A 22,144-nucleotide genomic window follows, 5' to 3' on the forward strand; every position below is an offset into this window, starting at 1 on the left:
CTAGCGCCTAGGGCCTGACTAAACGCGATACAGGCCCCAGAGGCGGTGTTGCTCAGGCGTTAGGAAGGTCCAGGCCAACACACGGGTCAACTTATTACCTTGTGCCATCTCCAGTGTCTCTACCCGCTTTGCCCCCACCTGCTCAAGCAGACGATAGCAGGGCTTAAGGTTCTCCTTCTTCGATACCAGAGAAGTAAACCAGAGACACTGTGAGCCGAAATCCCGGCTCTCACGGATCATCTGGCCGAGAAAGGCCTGCTCTCCCCCTTCGCACCAGAGCTCCGCCTTCTGGCCGCCGAAGTTGAGCTTCTCCTGCCCCTTCGCGACTTCATGTCCCTTGGCTCGCTTGTTAGCCGCCAGATTCTTCAGCTTACGCTCGCTGCCTCTACTCGCCTCCGCCAGCGAGGCATGAAATGGCGGATTGCACAGAGTCAGATCGAACCTGTCCTCGGCCCTGATAATACCGGTAAAGATCTGTTTCGAATCTGACTGCAGGCGTAGGCTCAGCTTGCCCGCCAGCTGTGGATTGTTTGCTATGATCCGCTCGACATTGGCCAGCGAGACAGAGTCGATATCACTTGCCACAAAGCGCCAACCGTAGACCTGATGGCCCAGCAGTGGATAGATGCCATTAGCGCCTGTGCCGATATCCAGGGCGACCACTCGCTCCCCCCTAGGCACCTTAGCCACATTAGCCGTATTAGGCTTAACCCCCTTGCTCCCGGGAGCCGATTCGGCCAACAGATCCGCTAGATAGTGCAGGTAGTCCACACGACCCGGGATAGGCGGGCAGAGAAAACCCTCGGGAATATCCCAATAGCTCAATCCATAATGCAGCCTGAGCAGCGCCAGATTCAGCAGCTTCACCGCCCTGGGATCGGCAAAGTCGATAGACAAGTTGCCATAGGGATTGGGACGCACGAAGGGCTTAAGCTCCGGTGTGGTATCCATCAGCGCCTCGAAGTCATAGCCCTGCCCATGGAGATTACGAGGGTGCAGCCCCTTGCTTGCCCCCTGAGTCTTGCCCTCAGCTGGCTTAGACTTGGCTTTTAGTTTTGCTTGTGATTTTGCTTGTGGTTTCGATTCTGGCTTAGCTTTTGGCTTAGAATTTGGCTTAGCTTTTGGTTGAGTTTGAGACGAAGGCTTTGGCCTTGAGGCCTTAGCAGACGGTTTTTGAGAAACAACTTTCTTGGCGCCGGGGCGCGCGGGCTTTCGAGACGGGGTCATCAGGGGATCCTGGCTGCACGCACGGCATGCAGCCCATAACACATTAATCGTACAGGTATTTAGTAAACAGCAGGTTGACGATAAGCGGCTTGCCTATCTCCTGCTCCAGCAGACGATTCAGGGTATCGTAGCACTCGCGGCGGATCTCCTCCTTGCCAGTCAGTGATTTCACCTTGTCTTCTGTCTGCGCCCCTAAGATCTCTATGATGGCGGCGCGCAGCAGCGGGTCGTGATGTTCAAGCACGATCAGATCTTCCGGCACCTTCACCATAAGCTCGACACTGATCTTCACAAAGCCCAGCTTCTTACGGTTGGAGATATAGTTGGTCACAATATCGGGCTCAAAACCGTAATAGGCGTAGGTATCGACCACCTCTTCCTCTTCGGCATACGCCCCCAGGCTCAGTACACTGATCACTAGCATGAGGCACAGCAGCGCAAACTTTTTCATATTAGACGAATACTCCGTTCATGATTTGATGGTCAACACTCGTTTTTCAGCCAGGCGATACCTTATTAACGGCACCGATACTTAGATGCTTTAGTACTCAAGGCTTTAATTACCGACATCAAAGCCTCGTCGTGATAAACTGCTGACGTTTTTGAGTATTGTACCGAGAATTTAATGAGTGTGACCAGGTTAAGCTTCCCCTATGGTGAATCCATTCAATGGCATTCACCGGATCAAATTCCCCAGCTGCCACCGAGCCCCTTCAGGGAGTGGCTATTAGCTTCCGGTAGTTTAACCCAAAAACTCAGGTCTCACTGCAATCAATTTGAGGTCAAGGTGTTAGGCGAGGCCATGTTGCCTCCCTTCCCGGGCGAATTGCCCCACCAAGGGCAAGCCTGGATTAGAGAAGTGCTGCTCTGTCTCGATGGCATCCCCTGGGTATTTGCCCGCACGCTCGTTCCCGGCGCCATGATGGACAGCGCCCAGGATAACTTCCTCTCGCTGGGCACCCGCCCCTTGGGCGAGCTGCTGTTCACCAGTGGCGATTTCACCCCGGGCAAGATAGAGGTCGGCGAGTTTACCGCCTGCGACTCCCTCGCCAAACTGATCGATTCGCTGGAACAGGAGAGTCACCATCCCCTATGGGGCCGCAGACGCTACTTCAGTCATGGGGATCAGCAGCTGATCGTCAGCGAAATCTTCCTGCCCAAGGCCCGCCAGCTCATCGACCGGCTGGCATAAAAAAACGCCTCTTAATGAGGCGTTTTTTTGTTTAGCTTCTGCGGCGCAGTCCCAGGAGCATCAACAATGACAGGCTGATCCACCCCAGACTACCACCACCCGAATCCTGCTTGGTCTCGACCACAGGCGGCTGCACCACGGGAGCGGTCACCGTCAGCGTCAGGCTCTTGCTCGCCTGATTATTGGCCTCATCGGTCACAGTCAAAGTCACTGTATAGCTACCCGTCGCACCATAGGTGTGTGTCGGCGAGGCGGCCGTGCTCGTCTGCCCATCGCCGAAGTTCCAGGCATAACTCAGCGAGCCAACGCCTTGATTGGACTGGTTGCTAAAGGTCACCGTCAGATCGCTGGCCTTATAACTGAAATCCGCCACAGGCTGGATGACGACCGTCACCTGAGTGTTAGCTGTGACCGACTCACCGGCGCCATCTGTCACCGTCAGGGTGACTTGATAGCTTCCCGAGGTCTGATACACATAGGTTGGCGCCGCGAGGGTGCTAGCAGCGCCGCTGACACCAAAGTTCCAGGCATACTGATAGCTGCCGTCACCACCTGTCACGTTGGCGCTGAAGCTGACGCTCGCACCCTCTTGTGTCTTAGCGATAGAGGCGCTCAATGCCCCAGGCGCTGGCGGAGGCGTCACAGTACCCGAATATTCGAAGCGTACCTTGGCGCTGCTGGAATCCGTGCTCTGGGTAACCACCTCCATAGTCAGGCCCAGCTCTGGCAGTATGATGCCCGCCTGCGGCTTGAGTGGCGCACTATAGTCCTGGCTGTCATCAAACAGGCTGTTGCCCGCCAGATGGTCATCACCAAAATAGGTGGACTGGTTATACAGGCTAAAAGTGGCATCGCGGATCTGAGTCGCCGTGCCATTGGTGCCGATAAGCACCTGATCGGCATCGACTACGCCGATCAGACCACTGCCTGGATGCTTGCTGGAGTTGTTGTCGGACTCGTTGAAGTTCTCAAGCCAGAGCAAGACACCCGGCTCGTAGGCATGACTCTTCAATCCGGCATCGACGCCGTTGTAGCTGCGCAGCTGTACCAGGTAGCGGCGCGGCTTGCCCGGACGGGTGTTATCGATTCTGGCAAAGCCACCGTTGAGCGCCATGGTATTTGGCTCCTCGGCGCCGTCGCTGTAGATAACCGACTCACCGTCGAGCACCTTAAGCTCATCGAACACGAAACCATAGTCGCCCACCGCCTCATCGGTAAAGTAGACGATGCTGATCTGACGATCGCTGCTACCTGCATAGGCACTGAGGTCGAAGCTTAGCTCCACCCAAGAATCTGCGCCTTCGGCACCCGCCACATCAGAAGACTTACCTGTGATGATGTTCTTGGCGTTATTGATGATGTTGCTGGCCTTGGTGTGATTACCGGCTAAGGCCACATCGCCCACCTTCACCTGCACATAATCATAATCTGTCTCTATGCTCCAGTGCGCCTTCATCTTCAGGGTTAGACTGCTGCTCGCCGGAAAATCCAGGCTAAAGGAGGCCGCCGTGCTCAGCAGATTACCCTGACCCGAATAGTACTGATAGCTGCCGGCATAGGGCTGCTTGAAGGGAATATTATCCGAAGGCAGAGGAATAGAGATCTGGTTCACCTGATTGGCATTGACGGCCTCGGCCAGCAGTACCTCCTGACCACCCGTCGGGATAGAGGCCAGATCCACCTGAGTCTCGTTGATCCACTTGCCCTTATACTTGTTTTGCAGGTAAGAGCGGGCATAGGGGCTAAAGCCTGTCGGCTGACTGCCAGGGATATCCCCGGTCCAGCTACCGCCAGACATGATAGACCAGGAGCCCACGGGCGAACCGTCGCCGCTGTTGCTGGTGTCGTACTCGTCAGGCAGGCCGAGATCGTGGCCAAATTCATGGGCGACCACACCGGCGGCCGCATCTATGGGCTGAACCGTGTAACCAAAAACCTTCTTGCCCGTACCAGGGATCTCATAGCCAGGCGAATTGCCCTCGTAGACAAAGTAACGGTGCGACCAGATGGCATCGTCACCCAAGACACCGCCACCGGCCTCTTCGCCTATGCTGGAGTGAAACAGCATCACATGGTCTATATCGCCGTCGGCCTCATTGAGGTTGCCGTCGCCGTCGAGATCATAAGGGTCTTCCACGTCGAACGAAGCGATTTCGCTGGGCGTCATGCTGGCCAGCGCCTGAGTCACCGCCTCTTTCACCAGCTCGGGCACCGCCTTGTCGTCATCGTCGTTGTTGGGGTCATTCTGCCCGTAATAGGCCGCGTTTTGGTTGGCGGTATACCAGCCATAGACCTTACCGGTGAAATAGAAGCTTCCGCCAGATTCCGCCTGATAATATTGATACCCGGTCAACAGGTTCTGCCCCTGAGGGCCGGCAAATCCGGTCGTCGAGAACATGAGATCCTGATAGTGGGCGACAGGGTAGCTCGAGTAATACATGGGCGTATCGGCGGCTGTCAGGCGGTTGTTGTCGTGGGGCAGATCGGGAAAGTCGATCAGCACACCCAATACCTTCACCGTCTTAGTCACATCTGCGTCGGCCTGGGGCGTCACGAAGGACATCACCCGCGCCTTCTGCTGGGCCTTCTGACGCATACTCTGCTGAGATTCCAGCTTGGCCTGAACCTGACCGCCTTTTTCCTGATAGCCCTTGGCTCTCTGGGTGTAAGCCTTAATCGCGGCGCGCTTCTCCGCCTCGCTGGCATCACTGGCCAACTCACCACGCTTCACCAGCCAATAGAGGATCTGCTGCTCGTTAATCACCCCGGCGTCGGCCACGCCAGTCACTTCCTTCATGGTGATCGGGGCGGCATTTGCCGACGCGCCAATCAGCAGGAGGGAGAGGCTCAATGCGGACAACGCACCGGCATAATACTGTCTCTTCATGCTAAAAATTCCTTGTGCCTGTATTTATCCCCAAACGGAACGCCTTCCCCGCTGGGTGACCCTAAGGCTGCCTAACTTAGATAATTTTAGTGGGGACTTGGGAAGGGGGCTAACTCATCGCTATAGGCATTTAGATTGCCAATAAAAATCGACACAAAAACGCGTGAGTTAAGCGGCCGGTGACTCGGCCAGACGGGTGTTAACGCCCACTTAGCGGCAAACGTAACAACAACACCCAAGGTCCACTACAAGACATTAACAGTATTTTTCCCTGTAGAGTAGAGTAAAAGTGCTATTTTTCACTAAAGAGGTATAGGTCAGCGGCTAAATAGCGAGAAGCGCGGCCAATCGCCATGCCACGCTTTCCTCTTATCTCTGCCTCAATCAGTGCTGAGCCAGCTGCGATAGATGAGCAGCAGCACAGAGGCGGACCAGCTAAAGTTGGTGCAGTGCAGCCCGTCCCCGGTCAGGGGATCATAGTTTTCCCGAATGGGGCTATCACCCAGTACACCTTCGGCTTCATTCACCAGCCGAGTGGCGAGGCGCCGCGCCAGCTCGTCGTGACCATAGCGGGAGACTCCCAGCAGGCCAAACAGCGCCTGATCCAGCCAGACGGGACCGCGCCAGTAACGCCGCGGGGCAAAGGCCGAATTGTCGGCGCTCACCGTGGGAAAGGGCAGCTTAGTCCCGAAGTTCGAAGCGTTGAGCTGAGTGGCGATCATCCGCTCCGCCTGAGCCTGACTGGCGGCGCCGGACCACAGCGGCAGCCAGCCCTCAACCCCCTTACCCTGGGCGATCATCAGATGTGAGCGCTCACCCGCTAAGCGTCTGTCGTAGAAGAAGCCACTCTGCTCATCGAAAAACTCGCTGCGGATCAGCTGTCCAAGGCGAGCCGCCTGCGCACGCCAAACCGCCGCCTCGCTATCTAAGCCCAGTAACTCGGCCATCTGCGCCAGATAGCCCTTCTCTGCATACAGATAACTGTTGAGATCCACAGACTCTTGGGAGATGGAGTAACCCAGCAGTCGCCCCTTAGCATCATAATTTTCTAGCACCTGGAGCCCATCGCCCATGTCGAAGCGCGGCGCATTGTCCATGCCAGACTCCCAGGCCGCCGCCTCGATCACCGCCTCACTGTCCGGCTTACCCGGCTCGCCATGGCGGGGATGACGATTGGCTCCATATTCCGCAAGGCCGTTGTGGTTATGGTCTCGATTGCGATACCACCATTCATGGTAGGCAACCAGCTTAGGGTAGAGTCTGGTAATCAACGCCTTATCCTGGCTCTGCTGGTAGATCTGCCATACGGCCCAGGCCGCCAATGGTGGCTTGCCGTTACGCTCATTCCAGTTGCCCCCCTTGCCGCCGCGGCTGGCATCTGGGTTATAGAAGATGGCGTCTGGCAGGTTGCCCGCATCCTCGGGGCGCAGCGGGTCCTTGGCATCAAACTGATAGTCAAACATCGCCAGCACGTTCGACTCGGCCAGCGCCACATCGAACTGCGCCAGCGCCACCGCCTGTTTCCAGCTGTCCCAGGCCCAGACCCCGTTGAACCACTTATAGGTCACAGACGGGGTGACGGCGTCATGCAGCAGGGCGCCCGCTGGGCTACGCCAGTTGTGCAGCAGGGTCACCATGGCCTTGGCGGCCAGACGTCTAGCCGGTAGCTCGCCACCGCGTACTAGCTTATCCAGCCGCTGTTGCCAACGGGACCGATTGGCCGCAAGCTTCGCTGTCACAGTAGGCCAATCAAGCTTAGCTGCGCGCCTGGCCTCGACTTGAGTATGAAAATACTGGTGAGCGGCGCGTAGCACCACCGCCTCTCCCGGTGCCAAGGTCAACAGCCCACTGTCGGCGCGATAGCCCTGGGGCCCCTCGGTCGATAGGGTTACCGTCTGCTCAAATGCCAGCCGATAACTGGCATCATCGAGCTGCATCTGCCAGGTCTGATCTATGGAAGTAAACTGCCAGGTCACGGCGCCATCGCTCAGCAGCCGTTTATCGACCAAGCGATACTGCTTCAGTTTGGGATGAGTGGCAAAGGGGCTGCCCGACCAGCTCAGACGCCAGGAACCTGGCTTGTCAGTCAGGTTAAGTAACTTGGTCGAGACGATGGCGGTGCGATTATCGCTATATTCCAGGGTGGTGGAGAGCTCAAGATCCTTGAAGCGAAAGCGCTGCACCAGTCCCCAGGGCTCGCTGTAGATCTCAACCTGCTCCGCCTTGGCCAGATCCACACCCTGACCCGTCTCCCCCGAGATCAGCTGCAGCCGCTGCAGGCTATCGCTCAGGTGCAGGCTGTACTCCTGGGCGATAAACAACGGGCCTGTAAAACTGCCATAGTGAGTCGGCGTATCGGGCAGATGAAAGCCATGCCAGGCCCCCAGATCCATGTAGACGGCGGGAATCGTCAGGTTACCCTGCTGGTCACGCTGCTCCATGGTGCTGGGCGTACCCCGATAATTGAGCAGATCCCGATACTCGCTGGCCTGCGCCACAGAAACAGAGGGCAGAGAGCAGAGAAGAGACAGAGAAAGCAGCAGGAGGCGGCGAACAGATAGCGCAGGCAGACGCGTCATGGGATCACTCAAGGGTCAATTGAATACAATATTCAAATCATTCCAGAGTCTCTTCCGAGATGCAAGGAGATCTCTTACCCTCAAACAGCTGTTACGGCCTTAAGACAAAGGATAAATCGCGATTGTTCGGGTCAGAAAAGTGAAGGCGCCGACCATTACGGCAAGCGCCCATGTTCCTTATGCGGCATGAGCGATATATTTAGCCACACCGTCGAGGAACATCTGTACAGAGATCATCACCAACACCATACCCATCAGGCGCTCCACCGCCGTCAGACCCTTCTCACCCAGAAGTTTGGTAAACAGCTTATAGAAGAGCAGAATCACGGCGCTGGCCACCCAGGCGGCAAACAGGGCTATGGTCCAGTCCATCATGCGCGAGCTGTCGGTATGGGCCAGCAGGATAAGCGCCGCCAACACAGATGGGCCGGCCATCAGGGGGATCGCCATAGGCACGATAAAGGGCTCTTCACCGGCCGCCAGCCCCACCACACCACCTGGCTGGGGGAAGATCATCCTGATAGCAATAAGGAAGAGTATGATGCCGCCAGCGATACTGACCGACTCAGATCTCAGGTTTAAGAAGCTGAGAATCGCCTCGCCGGCAAACAGGAAGAGCAGCATGATGATCAGCGCGAAGATCAGCTCCCGCACCAACACCTTGCGCCGCTTCTTAGGTTCGATATGACGAAGAATCGAGGCGAAAATGGGTAAATTCCCCAGGGGGTCCATGATCAAAAACAACATTACCGCAGCAGAAAAGATGTCCATAGCTCAATATTCGTCAAAAGTTGAACCTATATTGTATAACTTAATGACAATATTAATCAGTAGCTAAGATAACAAAATCGACACTCTTCCAAGGTTTTTCCGCCGTCCTCGGGGGCGCCATCGGGTGCGCGTCATGTAAATTCTTTTGCCCCTCGGGTTAATTGTTCGATTGGCAGACATAAGACTGATATACTAGCTGGCTTTCTAGGCTCCCTTGTTAACACTTATATGTACTATCTCGTCGCCAGTTGTATTGCACTCCTGCTAGGCCCTCTCTTCTATCGTTTCTTTACGACGGGGACAGGTCTGCAAAAAGGCTTGGATGGTTTCATCTTCGTGTCCCTTGGCGGCCTGGTGCTGATCCATATTCTGCCCGAGCTCCTGGAGCACGGCGGTTTCCTCTCCCTGCTGTTTGTTGTCGTCGGCCTCTGGGGCCCGACCCTGAGCGAGCGCCTGTTTCACCGCTACTCAGAGGTCACCCATAACCTGACCCTGACACTAGGCATAGGCGGACTCCTGCTACATACCCTCACCGACGGCGGCGCTATGGTGCTGGCCCAGCAGGACGGTAACTCCAGCCTGTTGGCTCTTGGGGTGATTCTGCATCGTCTGCCTGTGGGGCTGGCAATCTGGTGGCTGCTTAAGCCTCAGGTCGGTAGTCGCTGGGCATCCATAGTCTTGGGCGGCATGATGCTGCTGACAGGCGTGGGCTATTTCGCCGGCGAGCAGTTACTGGCGCAGCTAAGCCTGGACAATACCGTCTATCTGCAGGCCTTCGTCACCGGCTCGATTCTGCACGTGGTGCTGCATCAGCCCCATGGCCACACCATAGACGACAAACAGGGCAAGTATGAATATCAGGCCGGCATAGGCAGCCTGTTGGGTATCACCCTGCTGTTTGTGCTGCTGGCGTTCGACTCCGGCGGCCACGACCATCACGAACACAGCCACAGCAGCGATCAACTGCTGGACTGGCTGCTGACCCTGGCGCCTGTGCTCCTGCTGAGCTATAGCCTGGCGGCGATGCGCTACCTGTTTGGCCTGTCGCCTCACCATGAGCGCCTGAGCCAGCGCTGGCTGCAACGCCTGGCGGGGCCAGAGGCTCTGGTGATCACCCTGCTGTTGCTTGGGCCTAGCCTGGCATTTATCCAGCTGATCGGCCTGACATTGGTGGGGATCTTACTCACCATGACCCGAGTCGAACCCACGGATCCCCATCATGGACTACCGGGGTCGGCCTGGCGCTTCGGCTTCGCCCACTTGGTGGATCGCAGCGCCCCCTGGATCATCCTCAGCCTGGTGCTGGCCAACCTTATCGGCCACCCGTCTGTGCCCCTCACCTCACCTCTGGTGCAGGTTGGCGTATTGCTCCTGCTGCTTCTGCCGATGCGTTTCTGTAATCTCGGCGGCGCGGTATTGGCGCTGGCGCTGGCCTACAGCGGCTGGACCATGGAAGCCGTGATGCTGGTGTTGCTGGCGGCGCCCGTCTTTAACCTGGCGCAGCTGAAATTGATGGACTGGACCCAACGTCTGGCGCTCACAGGGGTGATCGGCCTCTGTCTGCTGGGCACCCACTGGTTGATCCCTGAGTGGAGCCGGCTGCTCAGCCTGCCCGAGACGGTCAACCAGCTGAGTCTGGCACTGGTCGCCATGCTGTTTGCCGCCAGCCTGCTACGACTTGGGCCGCGAAAGTTTATGGCCCGCATCATGTTGTGGAAGCCTAAGGCTCATGATCACAGCCATGCGCATACGAATAGTCATGACCACAGCCATGAACCTGCTAACGGTCATGAACACAAGCACAGCCATGAGCACAAGGACAGCCATGAGCACAAGCACACACATCATCATGAGCATGGCCAGCACTAGGGGATAGCTTTTCTCGCCGCAGGGGGCTAAGTTAGAGACAAACGCCCCCTCTGGAGCCATCCATGTGCATTCTCTTCGTCGCCCTCGAGGTACATCCCCAGTATCCACTGATCCTCTGTGCCAATCGGGACGAGTTTCACCATAGACCCACAGAGCCGGCCCACTTCTGGCCCCCTGACAATCGGCTGCTGGCAGGCAAAGATCTCGAGGCCGGAGGCAGCTGGCTCGGGGTGAATCGCCAGGGCGAAATTGCCGCGCTCACCAACATTCGTGCCCCCGAGCTGCACGAGGCCAATCGACACAGCCGGGGCGATCTGGTGATCAAGGCGCTGACCCAGTCCCAGACCATGACTACGGGCTGGCTCAGGGAACACAGCCAACACTACAACCCCTTTAACCTGCTGTTCGGGAAAGACTTGGAACTCTACTGCTATCACAGCGTCAGCAAGACGGTGAAGCCACTGTCACCTGGCTTTCATGCCATCAGCAACGGCGCCCTCGACGATATCTGGCCCAAGATGGCCAAGGGAACCCAGGCCCTGGAGCGGGAGATCACCCAAAGTGACGAGATAGATATTCAGGCCCTGCTGACCATAATGACAGATGAGCGTCAGGCGCCCGATGCGGATCTGCCGCAAACCGGCGTCGCCCTGGAGTGGGAGCGGCTACTCTCCTCCATCTATATCAAGCATCCGGAATATGGCACCCGCTCGACCTCCATCCTGCTGCGAGACAGACAGGGCAGATGTGAGTTTGTCGAGGTCAGGTACGATGGTAAGGGGAGAAACCTGGGCAGGCAGGTGTTTAAGTTTGAGACCGGCCCCGAACAAGGGGCCGAAATGGATGGCGAGTCGCCTAAAACAGCCTAATCCGACGAGTGATCGTGCGTGATCACCCACTTGTCGTCTATCTTCTCCACCAAGAGGGTAAATACGCCGTTAGGCTTGTCTTTGACCCGAGTCAGCTGCCAGCGGCCCACGACGATGGCGGCATAATTGCTCAGCATCTTGGTCTCTTCTATGGTGAACTTGAGCTGCCCCAGCGTCGCCTTATCGGGATAGTTCTTCTTGTAGGCCGCCAGCGTCTCGGCCCAGCCATAGCGGAATTTGTTGCCCGAGACGAAACGCATCTTGTCACTCTGCCAGTAGCCTTGCATATAGGCATCCAGATCGCCGCGATTCCAGGCCGCCTCCTGATCCCGCAGGATATTGGCGATATCATCCGTCGGTACCGCCTGCACCGGGAGTCCCAGCAGCAGGAGCAGTAAAATCCATCCTTTTTTATGCATCATCCTCTCCAGAGGGAAATATTAGTTGTATTATATAATAAATGTTCACTAAGGCATTATCTTCTCTATAAAAATGCCTCGTTAGACCGATTCAGTAGAGCCTAATTTATGTTTCAATCTTTGTGTAAAGCTATCCTCAAACTCAGCGGCTGGACTATAGACGGTCGACTCCCCGAGGCGCCTCAATATATCGCCATCGTCGGCCCCCACACCAGCAACTGGGACTTCATCGTCGGCGTATTGGCCAGGGGCGCCCTGGGGCAGAAGATCCATTTCCTCGGCAAGCATCAGCTGTTTATTCCCCCCTGGGGCTGGCTGTTCCGCGCCATCGGCGGTACCCCGGTGGATCGCCGCAAGAACAACAACCTGGTGGACGCCGCGGCGCAACTGTTTCAGCAAGACCCTAATTTCAAGCTGGCCCTGGCACCGGAAGGTACCCGTAGCCCGGTGAAACGCTGGAAGACAGGCTTCTACCATATTGCCACCAAAGCACAGGTGCCCATAGTCACGGTAGCGCTAGATTTTGCCGGTAAGCGAGTGGTGATCCCCGAGGCGATAAGCGTCACCGGCGATATCGACAAGGAGATGGCGCAGATCCTCGACTTCTACCGCACCATCAAGGGCCGCCACGCCAAGGCCATCCCCGATTACCACGCCTAAGACAGCCTAACAGATTGCCAAATCGGGTCGCACTGGTTATAGTGCGGCCACCGGCATTTTGTATACAATTCTCAGATGAACTTAGATACCTGGCTACTTTACCTGGCGGCGATCCTGCTTATCGCCATCTCTCCCGGCACCATGGCGGTGCTGTCCATGAGTCATGGGATCCATTTCGGCAAGGTGCGCAGCCTGGCCACTGCCCTGGGTAGCGTCAGCTCGGCCCTATTGTTGATGTTTGCCTCAGCCGCCGGCCTGGGCGCACTGCTGAGCGCCACAGAGTATGGCTTTACCCTGCTTAAGTATTGCGGCGCGGCCTACCTTATCTATCTGGGAATCAAGCTGATACTGACCAAGGCCAGCGCACAGGGGCTGGACCTGCAACACATCAAGGGTAAGGGCTCGCCTAAGCAGATGTTTAAAGAGGCCTTTCTGGTGGGGATAAGCAATCCAAAGGATCTGCTCTTCTTCGGCGCCCTGTTTCCGCAGTTTATCGATATCACGGCGCCCCAGGGGCCACAGCTCGCCATACTGGCGCTCACCTGGGCCCTGGTGGATTTCAGCTTCGTGATGATCTACGCCAGCATGGCAAACGTGCTGGCCCCAAAACTCAGGGCCAGCAACCGTCTGCATTGGTTCGACCGCACCAGCGGCGGCGTATTTCTCACCCTGGCCGCCATACTCGTCACCCGAGACTAACCCTTAAGACTACGCACATCGGCGCCGGTCGGTGCTTGGAAGGCCCTAAGGTTAAACTGAGGCAGAATCGCATAGATATGATCGAAGATATCCGCCTGAATATCCTCATAAAATGCCCAGCGGGTATCGTTGGTGAAGATATAGATCTCTATGGGTAACCCCTCAGTGGTCGGCGCCAGCTGACGCACCAGTAGTGTCATCTCCTGATGCACCTTAGGGTGCTTACGCATATATTCCAGCAGATAGGCCCTGAAGGTGCCGACATTGGTGAGGTTGCGGCTATTCACCGGCATATCGCCATCCTGAATCTTGGCGTTGAACTCGGCGATCTCCGCCTCTTTGCGGGCCAGGTAATCCTTGAGCAGATTGATCTTACCCAGGCGTTTAAGCTGTTCGTCACTGAGAAAGGCGATGGAGTCGATATCGATATTGACCGCCCGCTTGATACGCCTGCCGCCCGACTCAGACATGCCGCGCCAGTTCTTGAAGGCGTCGGACACCAGGGCGTAGGCGGGGATCATAGTGATTGTCTTGTCCCAGTTCTGCACCTTGACCGTGGTCAGAGAGACCTCCTCCACCGCACCGTCGGCGCCGTACTTATCCATCTGGATCCAGTCACCCGGGCTGACCATACGGTTGGCCGCCAGCTGAATTCCGGCCACGAACCCCAAGATAGTGTCTTTAAACACCAACATCACCAGACCCGTGGCGACACCCAGGCCGCTGAGGAAGTAGACCGGCGACTGCTCCGCCAGTACGGAGATCGAGATGATGATGGCGACGAAGAACATAAACAGCTTGAGCAGCTGCACGAAACTCTTGATCGGCAGGCGACGGCTGATCATGTTGACGTCGGCGATCTCGTTACCCGCGTCCAGCACGCTGTAGACGGCACGCACGAAGAGGATCACTATCGCCACATCCAGCAGTCTGTCCGCCAGGCTGCTGAGCAGCGGATGCTCCACCAAGGCCAGCGGCAACAAGATGTTGAGGATCAAGGCGGGCACCAGCTTGGCCAGCTTCTCCAGCACCCTGTGCTGCATGAAGATGTCGTCCCAACGCACCTTAGAGCGCTGGATCACTATGTTCATTGTGCTCACCACGCCGCGTTTCACCACCACATAGCCGATGAAGGCGATCAACAGACAGGCAAAGACCATGACGCCGGTAGATACCCCGTCCGAGGGGCTATCTATGCCGAAGTGGGTCAACCAGAGCGACACCTGTGCGCGTAATTCTTGATCCAAAATTCTCTCTCCTTGCAAATTCACCTGTTGTGGCAAATCCGATAATGAGCCTGCAACAAGGCCATTTCAGCACACCAACAAAAGCGATACAACTACCTATTTTAAAAGCTATTTTAGCCTATCTGATTGACTGTAATACAGAGATTCTCAACAATCCATTGTCCCGTGATGATGGAGAAAATTATGCTAAAGCCTCTACTCGGCGCCGTCTTGCTCGTCGGTGCCAGCCCCCTTTTAGCGGCAGACCAAACCCAGGGGCCAAGCCCCAAGACGGCCATCACCCTGGATTATATTCCGGCCGAGTCGGCGCTCTATGGTATCACCCTGGCACCCAGCCATTATGACAGGAATTATGCCAACTGGGGCTACTATCTCGGCTATGCCCAGAGCCAGAAACGGGACATTGAAGTCGAGGCCCCCAGCGAGGCCTATTCCCAGGATAAGCTGTGGCGATTCGGCCTCAGCTACGGACTCACAGACAGCCTCAGCCTCTACGGCGGCGCCAGCGCCTACACCCAGGAATACTCCTACACCAACAATATCTCGCCGCGCATCGTCGACGGTAAGCCGACTTGGGAGACGGAGCGGGAGACCCGCTGGGGCGGCGAGCTCGGCGTCCGCTATCGGCTAGGCCGTCATCTGGTGCTCGGCCTGGGTTATGACTCGGCCAGCCAATCGGCGCTCTTCAGTCTGGGCTACAGCAACTAAAATCCGCTAATCGCGATCCAGGCATATAGGAATTTAGCGCGAGTTTGACTATGCTAGTGGCCACAGACAAACCGCTAAAACTGGTTAAATTCAATGTATAAAGCACTACAAAGCTGCGCCATCATGGCCCTCTTCCTCCTGATGGCTCCCGCCTTTGCAGCCGATAAGGCTGACGATGCCGTCGCGCTGATCACCCTGGAAAATGGCGCCACCGTCAGACTCAACGCCGACTTCACCTGGGAATATGTGTTCCTGACGCCTCAGACCTCTGCCACAACAGAAGGCCTGGCGATAGAAAGCCAAGAGACAGAGATAGTCCAGACACAGGCTAATACACAATCTAATACACAAGCCCTGACACAAGCCGAGCAGATCAGCCAGCCCGTCGCCAAGGTGCAGCCTGTGGTGATCGCCAGCGGCCCTGTCGTGGGCGGCGCCATGACGGCATCGGCCATGGATCACGCCAACCTGCTGCGTTCCACCGCCAAGGGTGGCGCCAAGGTGAGCTACCTCAAGAGCCAGTGGGACAGCAAGGGTCGCCTGGGACTCAACTTCGAGCTCAGCAGCAACAGCGAAGAGAACTATGTGATCATCGAGATGGAGATCGGCCTGTATGCCGACTCGGGCGAGCTGATCAAGACAGAGACGGTCAACGTTTGGCAGGCAATCTTCCGCGTGCCCGAGACCTATCTGCGTAAGGGACAGACCCGCGACAGCGAGACCTTCTGGATCGAAGGCGTCGACAAGGCCAGGTGGAGCAAGGAGCTGATGACACTGAAAATTATCGACATGAGCTCGCGCTAACTCAGCGCCATTCAAACATAAAAAAACAGGCCTTAGTGGCCTGTTTTTTTATCCTATCTATACGGCCATGGTCTCTGGCATCTTGACCGCCACCATATGGCCGCGGGCACACAGCTTACCGTCTGCCGACAGGGCAATCTCCACCACCACCTTGCGGGGCTTCACCTCTTTGATCTCACCGACAAGCTCCAGCTCCACGCCCATGGGGGTCGGCGCCAGGTAGTCTATGTTGAGGGCGGCGGTGACAAATCTTGGCGGCTCATCCAGCTGCTCCCCTGCCTGTTCGAGTGCGCGCTGGGCGGCGGCGCTGGCACTGCCCGTGCCGTGACAATCGATAAGCGAAGCGATAAGGCCGCCATAGACGAAGCCGGGGATCGCCGTATGAAAGGGCTTGGGCATGAAGTGGGCTATGGTCTGCTCGCCGCGCCAATAACTCTTGAGTTGATGCCCCTGCTCGTTGTTGCGTCCACAGCCATAGCAGTGGCTCAGGTCATCCGGGTAGGCATCCTGAAAGGCGATTCCCTGCATAGTAAACTCCTCGACAAATTGGCCTTCTACGCTAACGGGATAGCGTCCTCATGGCAACACAGACTTATGGACTAATACCGATCCTAGTTGGCCCTATACGCCATCCAATAAAAAAGGGCCCTAAGGCCCTTTTCGCTCACAGCATTTCCACTAGAGGCTAGGTAGCACGCCAGCCGGTAGATACTGGTTGTAGCTGGCGCTCAATAGCAGGTCGGTAGCCGCCTCGATATCCGGACCGAAGAATCTGTCCTTATCATAGTAAGCCACCACCTCACGCAGCTCGGCCTTAGCCTTAGCCACGGCCGTAGCTGGCTGCAGCGGTGCGCGGAAATCCAGGCCCTGAGCCGCCGCCAGCAGTTCAACTGCCAGCACGCCACGGGTGTTTTCCGACATATCGCGCAGACGGCGCGCTGCGAAGGTCGCCATAGAGACGTGATCTTCCTGGTTGGCCGAGGTTGGCAGGCTGTCGACCGAGGCTGGATGGGCGAAAGTCTTGTTCTCAGAGGCCAGGGCCGCCGCAGTCACCTGAGCAATCATGAAACCTGAGTTCACCCCGCCGTTTTCCACCAAGAATGGTGGCAGCTTAGAGAGGTTAGAATCGATCAGCAGGGCGATACGACGCTCGGCGATGGAGCCCAACTCGGCCAAAGCAATCGCCAGATTGTCCGCCGCCATGGCCACAGGCTCGGCGTGGAAGTTACCGCCGGAGATGATGTCGCCGGTATCCTGGAACACCAGTGGGTTATCGGTTACGCCGTTGGCTTCGGTGGCCAGCACCTCGGCGGCGTGACGGATCTGAGTCAGACAGGCACCCAGCACCTGTGGCTGACAACGTAGTGAGTAGGGATCCTGCACCTTCTCACAGTTGATGTGATCTAGGCTGATCTCAGACTCATCACCCAGCAGGTGACGGAACACGGCGGCCGAGTCGATCTGACCCTTCTGACCACGGGCCGCATGGATGCGTGAGTCGAATGGGCTACGGCTGCCCATGGCGGCCTCGACGCTCATGGCGCCGATCACCGAACTGGCCGCAAACAGATCTTCGGCGTTAAACAGACCTTCCAGCGCCAGCGCAGTAGAAGCCTGAGTGCCGTTAAGCAGCGCCAGACCTTCCTTTGCCGCCAGTTCGATTGGCTTAAGGCCGGCGATCTCCAGGCCCTCGGCGGCCGAGATGATCTGCCCCTTGTAGCTCATCTCGCCTTCGCCCAGCAGCGGCAGGCACATATGTGACAGCGGCGCCAGGTCGCCCGAGGCACCTACAGAGCCCTTCTCGGGCACACATGGGTAGACTTCGGCGTTCACCAAGGCGATCAGGAAGTTGATCACCTCGAGACGAATACCTGAGAAACCACGGCTCAGGGAGTTGATCTTCAGCACCATCATCAGGCGCACGGTCGCGTCTTGCATATACTGGCCGGTACCGGCGGCGTGTGAAAGCACGATAGAGCGCTGCAGCAGCTGCAGATCCTGCTCACCAATCTTAGTGTTGGCCAGCAGACCGAAGCCTGTGTTGATGCCGTAGACGGTGCGACCTTCGTCAAGCACCTTCTGTACCAGACCGGCACTGGTGTTGATGTCGGCAACCGCGCTGTCACACAGCTCCAGGCTCACCTTGCCACGGCTGATGGCTCTTAGCTGTTCCAGGCTCAGGGTGCCTGGCTTTAATACTAGATGACTCATTATTACAACCTCTTGTTCTTATTGTTTTTATAGGTCGAGCATGGGCAGATCCAGGCCCTGCTCCTTGGCGCACTGCTTGGCGATCTCATAGCCGGCATCCGCATGACGCATCACGCCGGTGGCCGGGTCGTTCCACAGCACACGGCCCAGACGCGCCTCGGCCTCATCGGTACCATCGGCAACGATCACCACACCCGAGTGTTGGCTGAAGCCCATGCCGACGCCGCCGCCATGGTGCAGAGACACCCAGGTTGCGCCGCTTGCTGTGTTGAGCAGGGCATTCATCAGCGGCCAATCCGATACCGCATCGCTGCCGTCCAGCATAGATTCGGTCTCACGATTAGGGCTGGCCACAGAGCCTGAATCCAGGTGGTCACGACCGATCACGATTGGCGCCGACAGCTCTCCGTTTTTCACCATCTCGTTGAAGGCCTTAGCCAGACGCGCCCTGTCTTTCAGGCCGACCCAGCAGATACGTGCCGGCAGGCCCTGGAAGGCGATGCGCTCACGCGCCATGTCCAGCCAGTTGTGCAGGTGTGGGTTGTCTGGGATCAGCTCCTTCACCTTGGCATCTGTCTTGTAGATATCTTCCGGATCGCCAGAGAGCGCCGCCCAGCGGAAGGGACCTATGCCTTCGCAGAAGAGTGGACGCACATAGGCAGGTACGAAGCCTGGGAAGTCGAAGGCATTTTCTACGCCCTCTTCGAACGCCATCTGGCGAATGTTGTTACCATAGTCTGTGGTGGCCGCGCCTGCCGCCTGCAGGGCCAACATGGCTTTCACCTGTACCGCCATCGACTGCTTGGCTGCCTTGACCACGGCCGCCTCATCTTTTTTGCGCATCTCGGCGGCGTGTTCCAGGGTCCAACCCTGTGGCAGGTAGCCGTTTAGTGGGTCGTGGGCCGAGGTCTGGTCGGTCACTACATCCGGGGTGATGCCACGCTCTACCAGCTCGGCGAAGATGTCTGCGGCGTTGGCGAGCAGGCCGACAGACACTGGCTTGCCGCTCTTGTTGGCTTCGTCGATCATCGCCAGCGCTTCATCCAGGCTAGTGGCCTTCTTGTCCACATAACGGGTACGCAGACGGAAGTCGATGCGAGTCTCGTCCACCTCACAGGCCAGTACAGAGTAGCCCGCCATGGTGCCGGCCAGTGGCTGTGCGCCACCCATGCCACCCAGACCGCCTGTGAGGATCCACTTGCCGCTGGCGTCGCCGCCAAAGTGTTGCTTGGCCATGGCCACGAAGGTCTCGTAGGTGCCCTGAACGATGCCCTGAGAGCCGATGTAGATCCAAGAACCTGCAGTCATCTGGCCATACATGGCCAGGCCCTTCTTATCCAGCTCGTTGAAGTGTTCCCAGTTGGCCCAGTGTGGCACCAGGTTAGAGTTGGCGATGATGACGCGCGGCGCGTTGCTGTGGGTCTTGAACACGCCCACAGGCTTGCCCGACTGTACCAGCAGGGTCTCATCTTCTTCCAAGCGCTGCAGCACCTCTACTATCTTGTCATAGCATTGCCAGTCACGGGCCGCACGGCCGATACCGCCGTAGACCACCAGGTCTTCTGGACGCTCGGCGACATCTGGGTGCAGGTTGTTCATCAGCATGCGCATCGGCGCCTCGGTGAGCCAGCTCTTACAGCTCAGCGTAGTGCCATGTGGCGCTATGATGCGACGGCTAGGGTCGTGTCTCTTATCCATTCTTGCTTACCTCAATTGTGCTGTCTTGATGACATTATTTTTATCTTTATTCAGTAACTCATTACCTGTTGCAGCCTAGATGCTGCTAAGGGAAACAGGCCGTTCCCAAATGGGTTTATCGCCTCAACGATTAAAGGTCAGGTGTCCGCCGAGGCGGAAACGGCTGCCCGGATGCAGCAGGCGAGCGAAACTCACCACGCCCTGACGGGACCAGGTGCGACGCAGGATCTGCAAGCAAGGCTCGCTTTGGGTTATCTGCAATCGCTCGCGCTGAACATCGTCGGCCACGACGGCCTCTATGGTGTGGCGGGCCTCGGTGAGCGGCGCCACGAAGGAGAGATATTCGTGGGGCGTCTGCAGGCTAAAATCCTGGGCCAGATAGTCGGGCACCAGCTGGGGGTTAACGAAACGCTCCTCCAACTGCAACGGTGTCCCCTGCTCGCAGTGCACCAATACCGAATAGAACACCTCGCTGCCCTCCTCGAGTCCCAAAGCGATGGCGATCTGCGCCGTGGCCTGGGTCTGGGTCAGTGCCAGCTGCTTCACGCTGTAGCCATGGCCCCTGTCCTTGATCTCGTCGGCGATGTTGCGGATCGCCATCATGGAAGATTGCGACTTGAGCCCGGCGACGAAGGTGCCCAGCCCCTGGGAGCGCTCGAGCACGCCGGACTCGGTCAGCTCGGTCAGGGCGCGCCGCGCCGTCATGCGGCTACAGGTAAACAGCTCGGCCAGCTGGTTCTCCGACGGCACGCGGCTATGCTGCTGCCACTCGCCAGACTCCACCTTGGTCAAGATAAACTGTTTGATCTCTGCAAACTTGGGCGTCGCCATCTCTGCTCCTTGTGGGCGCCCCGGGTGATGATTACTTCCCAGGCATCGCCGCAAACTCGATTACACTTTTCAAATGCTGAAAATTACCGCTATAATCCTAGCTTGTATATACAAGTAAATACAAGCTAGCTCACACAAATTTATTGCCGCCACCGTTAAGGCGCGCCAGTCGAGGGAAACATCATGTCTTGGGATCAGGTTTGGATTGACGTCAATATCGCCACTATGGACCCTGAAATTTCAGCGCCTTACGGTGCGATCACCGATGCTGCCATCGCCGTCAAGGAGGGCAAGATCGCCTGGATGGGTCCCCGAAGCGAGCTACCCGAGTTCGATGTCTTGTCAACGCCGGTTTACAGAGGCAAGGGCGGCTGGCTCACCCCAGGCCTTATCGACGCCCACACCCACCTGGTATTCGCCGGTAATCGTGCCAACGAGTTTGAGCTGCGCCTGCAAGGTGCCAGCTATGAAGAGATCGCCCGCGCCGGCGGCGGCATCATCAGCACGGTCAAGGCCTGTCGCGAGGCCAGCGAGGCCGAGCTGTTCGAACTGGGACGCCAACGCCTCAACGCCCTCGCCAAAGAAGGGCTGACCACGGTCGAGATAAAATCCGGCTACGGCCTGGACACAGAGACAGAACTCAAGCTCCTCAGGGTCGCCCGCGAGCTGGGCAAGCATCATCATGTGGACGTGAAGACCACCTTCCTCGGCGCCCACGCCATTCCGCCCGAGTACAAGGACAAGAGCGACGCCTATGTGGACCTGGTGATCGATGAGATGCTGCCTGCTGTGATTAACGAAAACCTGGCCGATGCCGTGGATGTCTTCTGTGAAAATATCGCCTTCAGCCTGGAGCAGACAGAGCGGGTACTGAGCGCCGCCAAAGCGGCCGGTCTGGATATCAAGCTGCACGCCGAGCAACTGTCAAACCTGGGCGGGTCGGCCATGGCGGCCAAATTGGGCGCCAAGTCGGTGGATCATATCGAATACCTGGACGAGGTAGGCGTGAAGGCCCTGAGCGAGAGCGGCACCTGTGCCACCCTGCTCCCCGGCGCCTTCTACTTTCTGCGGGAAACCCAGATGCCGCCTATCGACCTGCTGCGCCAATATGAGGTACCTATGGTGCTGGCCAGCGACTATAACCCAGGCTCATCGCCGCTATGCTCCAGCCTGCTGATGCTCAACATGGGCTGCACCCTGTTCCGCCTCACCCCAGAGGAAGCCCTGGCGGGCATGACACGCAACGCGGCCAAGGCGCTGGGAGTCGAGGACTCAGTTGGCGTACTCAAACCAGGCATGCAGGCCGACTTCTGCCTGTGGGATATCACCACCCCAGCGGCACTGGCCTACAGCTATGGAGTGGATGTGTGTAAGGAAGTGGTGAAAAACGGAAAGTTGGTTCATCAATAAAGATGATGAGGTAATTTTCTTGTTTTGTGCCCCTAAGGGTTTTGGTATCTGGCAAGTGAATGA

At 57.3% G+C, this 22,144-nt stretch carries 19 protein-coding genes; 8 read left to right on the forward strand and 11 right to left on the reverse strand.

Annotated elements, in window-relative coordinates; all coding sequences use genetic code 11:
• Window positions 1-18: 18 nt before the first annotated feature.
• Both rlmF and K0I31_RS19540 read right to left on the reverse strand, forming a co-directional pair.
• A complete protein-coding gene (gene rlmF / locus K0I31_RS19535) occupies window positions 19-1,227 on the reverse strand; it encodes a 23S rRNA (adenine(1618)-N(6))-methyltransferase RlmF (protein ID WP_220079454.1) in 1,209 nt (402 codons plus the stop codon).
• Between the two features lie 43 nt (window positions 1,228-1,270).
• The gene (locus tag K0I31_RS19540) at window positions 1,271-1,678 is read right to left on the reverse strand and encodes a flagellar basal body-associated protein FliL (RefSeq protein ID WP_220079455.1); all 408 of its coding nucleotides are present in this window, start codon (window positions 1,676-1,678) and stop codon (window positions 1,271-1,273) included.
• Window positions 1,679-1,852: 174 nt separating this feature from the next.
• On the opposite strand from K0I31_RS19540, the gene K0I31_RS19545 reads away from it, so the two are divergent.
• Complete coding sequence (locus tag K0I31_RS19545; RefSeq protein WP_220079456.1) at window positions 1,853-2,419, forward strand: chorismate--pyruvate lyase family protein; 567 nt, start codon at window positions 1,853-1,855, stop codon at window positions 2,417-2,419.
• 31 nt (window positions 2,420-2,450) lie between these two features.
• On the opposite strand, the gene K0I31_RS19550 is transcribed toward K0I31_RS19545, so the two are convergent.
• The 3 genes from K0I31_RS19550 to K0I31_RS19560 form a co-directional block, all read right to left on the reverse strand.
• On the reverse strand, window positions 2,451-5,306 hold the full coding sequence (locus tag K0I31_RS19550) for an immune inhibitor A domain-containing protein (protein ID WP_220079457.1): 2,856 nt from the start codon (window positions 5,304-5,306) through the stop codon (window positions 2,451-2,453).
• Between the two features lie 380 nt (window positions 5,307-5,686).
• On the reverse strand, window positions 5,687-7,885 hold the full coding sequence (locus tag K0I31_RS19555; protein WP_220079458.1) for an MGH1-like glycoside hydrolase domain-containing protein: 2,199 nt from the start codon (window positions 7,883-7,885) through the stop codon (window positions 5,687-5,689).
• 177 nt (window positions 7,886-8,062) lie between these two features.
• Complete coding sequence (locus K0I31_RS19560; protein WP_144204141.1) at window positions 8,063-8,656, reverse strand: YhgN family NAAT transporter; 594 nt, start codon at window positions 8,654-8,656, stop codon at window positions 8,063-8,065.
• 228 nt (window positions 8,657-8,884) lie between these two features.
• On the opposite strand from K0I31_RS19560, the gene K0I31_RS19565 reads away from it, so the two are divergent.
• Both K0I31_RS19565 and K0I31_RS19570 read left to right on the forward strand, forming a co-directional pair.
• On the forward strand, window positions 8,885-10,525 hold the full coding sequence (locus K0I31_RS19565) for a metal transporter (RefSeq protein ID WP_220079459.1): 1,641 nt from the start codon (window positions 8,885-8,887) through the stop codon (window positions 10,523-10,525).
• Between the two features lie 62 nt (window positions 10,526-10,587).
• Window positions 10,588-11,394, forward strand: a complete 807-nt coding sequence (locus tag K0I31_RS19570; RefSeq protein WP_220079460.1) for an NRDE family protein — start codon at window positions 10,588-10,590, stop codon at window positions 11,392-11,394.
• On the opposite strand, the gene K0I31_RS19575 is transcribed toward K0I31_RS19570, so the two are convergent.
• Window positions 11,391-11,813, reverse strand: a complete 423-nt coding sequence (locus K0I31_RS19575; RefSeq protein ID WP_011867543.1) for a YybH family protein — start codon at window positions 11,811-11,813, stop codon at window positions 11,391-11,393. The two genes, K0I31_RS19570 and K0I31_RS19575, sit on opposite strands and share 4 nt — an antisense overlap.
• 108 nt (window positions 11,814-11,921) lie before the next feature.
• Between K0I31_RS19575 and K0I31_RS19580 the strand changes: the two genes are divergently transcribed.
• Window positions 11,922-12,473: a lysophospholipid acyltransferase family protein gene (locus tag K0I31_RS19580; RefSeq protein ID WP_220079461.1), complete on the forward strand. Its 552-nt coding sequence runs from the start codon at window positions 11,922-11,924 to the stop codon at window positions 12,471-12,473.
• 75 nt (window positions 12,474-12,548) lie between these two features.
• Window positions 12,549-13,172 carry a LysE family translocator gene (locus K0I31_RS19585; RefSeq protein WP_220079462.1) on the forward strand — a complete coding sequence of 208 codons (624 nt, stop codon included), beginning with the start codon at window positions 12,549-12,551 and terminating at the stop codon, window positions 13,170-13,172.
• Here K0I31_RS19585 and K0I31_RS19590 read toward each other — a convergent pair.
• Window positions 13,169-14,419 carry a mechanosensitive ion channel family protein gene (locus K0I31_RS19590; protein WP_220079463.1) on the reverse strand — a complete coding sequence of 417 codons (1,251 nt, stop codon included), beginning with the start codon at window positions 14,417-14,419 and terminating at the stop codon, window positions 13,169-13,171. The two genes, K0I31_RS19585 and K0I31_RS19590, sit on opposite strands and share 4 nt — an antisense overlap.
• Before the next feature lie 183 nt (window positions 14,420-14,602).
• Between K0I31_RS19590 and K0I31_RS19595 the strand changes: the two genes are divergently transcribed.
• Both K0I31_RS19595 and K0I31_RS19600 read left to right on the forward strand, forming a co-directional pair.
• Window positions 14,603-15,127 carry a porin family protein gene (locus tag K0I31_RS19595; protein ID WP_220079464.1) on the forward strand — a complete coding sequence of 175 codons (525 nt, stop codon included), beginning with the start codon at window positions 14,603-14,605 and terminating at the stop codon, window positions 15,125-15,127.
• 93 nt (window positions 15,128-15,220) lie between these two features.
• Entirely contained in the window at window positions 15,221-15,931 is a 711-nt protein-coding gene (locus tag K0I31_RS19600; protein WP_220079465.1) for a DUF3157 family protein, read from the forward strand.
• Window positions 15,932-15,988: 57 nt separating this feature from the next.
• On the opposite strand, the gene K0I31_RS19605 is transcribed toward K0I31_RS19600, so the two are convergent.
• From K0I31_RS19605 to hutC, 4 genes are all read right to left on the reverse strand, one after another.
• Window positions 15,989-16,459 (reverse strand): PaaI family thioesterase, encoded by a 471-nt coding sequence (locus tag K0I31_RS19605; protein ID WP_220079466.1) that lies wholly within the window; start codon window positions 16,457-16,459, stop codon window positions 15,989-15,991.
• A 150-nt stretch (window positions 16,460-16,609) separates the two neighbouring features.
• Window positions 16,610-18,142, reverse strand: a complete 1,533-nt coding sequence (hutH, locus tag K0I31_RS19610; protein ID WP_220079467.1) for a histidine ammonia-lyase — start codon at window positions 18,140-18,142, stop codon at window positions 16,610-16,612.
• 27 nt (window positions 18,143-18,169) lie between these two features.
• Entirely contained in the window at window positions 18,170-19,840 is a 1,671-nt protein-coding gene (gene hutU / locus K0I31_RS19615; protein ID WP_220043732.1) for a urocanate hydratase, read from the reverse strand.
• A gap of 123 nt (window positions 19,841-19,963) precedes the next feature.
• Entirely contained in the window at window positions 19,964-20,671 is a 708-nt protein-coding gene (hutC, locus tag K0I31_RS19620) for a histidine utilization transcriptional repressor HutC (RefSeq protein ID WP_220079468.1), read from the reverse strand.
• 183 nt (window positions 20,672-20,854) lie between these two features.
• Here hutC and hutI point away from each other — a divergent pair, with 183 nt between their 5' ends.
• Complete coding sequence (gene hutI, locus K0I31_RS19625) at window positions 20,855-22,081, forward strand: imidazolonepropionase (protein WP_220079469.1); 1,227 nt, start codon at window positions 20,855-20,857, stop codon at window positions 22,079-22,081.
• Window positions 22,082-22,144: the final 63 nt, after the last annotated feature.

Origin of the sequence: Shewanella spartinae, from assembly GCF_019457555.1 — a bacterium.
GTDB classification, from domain to species: domain Bacteria; phylum Pseudomonadota; class Gammaproteobacteria; order Enterobacterales; family Shewanellaceae; genus Shewanella; species Shewanella loihica.

What these genes read in the sequence shown, in the direction of transcription:
- K0I31_RS19560 (WP_144204141.1), bottom strand. Translation starts at nt 8,656, where the DNA reads ATGGACATCTTTTCTGCTGCGGTAATGTTGTTTTTGATCATGGACCCC.
- hutH (WP_220079467.1), bottom strand. Translation starts at nt 18,142, where the DNA reads ATGAGTCATCTAGTATTAAAGCCAGGCACCCTGAGCCTGGAACAGCTA.
- hutC (WP_220079468.1), bottom strand. Translation starts at nt 20,671, where the DNA reads ATGGCGACGCCCAAGTTTGCAGAGATCAAACAGTTTATCTTGACCAAG.
- K0I31_RS19575 (WP_011867543.1), bottom strand. Translation starts at nt 11,813, where the DNA reads ATGCATAAAAAAGGATGGATTTTACTGCTCCTGCTGCTGGGACTCCCG.
- K0I31_RS19545 (WP_220079456.1), top strand. Translation starts at nt 1,853, where the DNA reads ATGAGTGTGACCAGGTTAAGCTTCCCCTATGGTGAATCCATTCAATGG.
- K0I31_RS19570 (WP_220079460.1), top strand. Translation starts at nt 10,588, where the DNA reads ATGTGCATTCTCTTCGTCGCCCTCGAGGTACATCCCCAGTATCCACTG.
- hutU (WP_220043732.1), bottom strand. Translation starts at nt 19,840, where the DNA reads ATGGATAAGAGACACGACCCTAGCCGTCGCATCATAGCGCCACATGGC.
- K0I31_RS19555 (WP_220079458.1), bottom strand. Translation starts at nt 7,885, where the DNA reads ATGACGCGTCTGCCTGCGCTATCTGTTCGCCGCCTCCTGCTGCTTTCT.
- K0I31_RS19595 (WP_220079464.1), top strand. Translation starts at nt 14,603, where the DNA reads ATGCTAAAGCCTCTACTCGGCGCCGTCTTGCTCGTCGGTGCCAGCCCC.
- rlmF (WP_220079454.1), bottom strand. Translation starts at nt 1,227, where the DNA reads ATGACCCCGTCTCGAAAGCCCGCGCGCCCCGGCGCCAAGAAAGTTGTT.
- K0I31_RS19605 (WP_220079466.1), bottom strand. Translation starts at nt 16,459, where the DNA reads ATGCAGGGAATCGCCTTTCAGGATGCCTACCCGGATGACCTGAGCCAC.
- K0I31_RS19565 (WP_220079459.1), top strand. Translation starts at nt 8,885, where the DNA reads ATGTACTATCTCGTCGCCAGTTGTATTGCACTCCTGCTAGGCCCTCTC.
- K0I31_RS19585 (WP_220079462.1), top strand. Translation starts at nt 12,549, where the DNA reads ATGAACTTAGATACCTGGCTACTTTACCTGGCGGCGATCCTGCTTATC.
- hutI (WP_220079469.1), top strand. Translation starts at nt 20,855, where the DNA reads ATGTCTTGGGATCAGGTTTGGATTGACGTCAATATCGCCACTATGGAC.
- K0I31_RS19550 (WP_220079457.1), bottom strand. Translation starts at nt 5,306, where the DNA reads ATGAAGAGACAGTATTATGCCGGTGCGTTGTCCGCATTGAGCCTCTCC.
- K0I31_RS19580 (WP_220079461.1), top strand. Translation starts at nt 11,922, where the DNA reads ATGTTTCAATCTTTGTGTAAAGCTATCCTCAAACTCAGCGGCTGGACT.
- K0I31_RS19600 (WP_220079465.1), top strand. Translation starts at nt 15,221, where the DNA reads ATGTATAAAGCACTACAAAGCTGCGCCATCATGGCCCTCTTCCTCCTG.
- K0I31_RS19540 (WP_220079455.1), bottom strand. Translation starts at nt 1,678, where the DNA reads ATGAAAAAGTTTGCGCTGCTGTGCCTCATGCTAGTGATCAGTGTACTG.